Origin of the sequence: Xanthomonas sp. MUS 060, assembly GCF_000963215.1 — a bacterium.
GTDB lineage: Bacteria > Pseudomonadota > Gammaproteobacteria > Xanthomonadales > Xanthomonadaceae > Xanthomonas_A.
This window is the reverse complement of sequence record NZ_JZIM01000109.1, coordinates 1-700: the sequence shown is the minus strand read 5'-3', so window position 1 is coordinate 700 and position 700 is coordinate 1. Positions and strand designations below refer to the sequence as shown.

2 protein-coding genes are annotated in these 700 nt (G+C 63.3%); both read left to right on the top strand.

From position 1 onward, the window contains the following. The coding region (locus XANALMUS060_RS22920; RefSeq protein WP_304413361.1) for a hypothetical protein at positions 1 to 374 on the top strand (374 nt) is incomplete at its 5' end. A gap of 44 nt (positions 375 to 418) precedes the next feature. After that, positions 419 to 700: phosphopantetheine-binding protein (locus tag XANALMUS060_RS22915; protein WP_304413360.1), on the top strand; the 282-nt coding region annotated here is incomplete at its 3' end.

Below are 700 nucleotides of genomic sequence, written 5' to 3'. Positions count from 1 at the left end.
CCCGCTGGCGCGCCGACGGCACGCTGGAGTATCTCGGCCGCAACGACGATCAAGTCAAACTGCGCGGGTTCCGCATCGAACTGGGCGAAATCGCCGCCGCGTTGCGTGCCTGCGCGGGCGTGCAGGATGCGGCGGTGTTACTGCGCGAGGACACTCCGGGCGAGCCACGATTGGTTGCCTATGTGGTGGGCGAGGTCGAGCGGATAGACGCCGAGAACCTGCGCAGCGATTTGGTCAATCGCCTGCCCGAGGTGATGCTGCCGACGGCCTATGTGTGCCTCGAGACCTTGCCACTCACCGCCAACGGCAAGTTGGATCGCAAGGCATTGCTTGCCGGCACCAGATGGTGCGGCCTATGCGGCCAGTGCGTATGAAGCACCGCAAGGTGAGGTCGAACAAGTCATTGCCGCGATCTGGCGTGAGCTGTTGGGTCTGGAGAGCATCGGGCGGCACGACAACTTCTTTGCCGGCACCAGATGGTGCGGCCTATGCGGCCAGTGCGTATGAAGCACCGCAAGGTGAGGTCGAACAAGTCATTGCCGCGATCTGGCGTGAGCTGTTGGGTCTGGAGAGCATCGGGCGGCACGACAACTTCTTTGCGCTTGGTGGACATTCCCTGCTGGCGGTGCGGGTCGCTTCGCGTTTGCGCAAGGAATTGGGTGTGGAGATCGGGGTGGCCGAGTTGTTTGTGCACGCCACG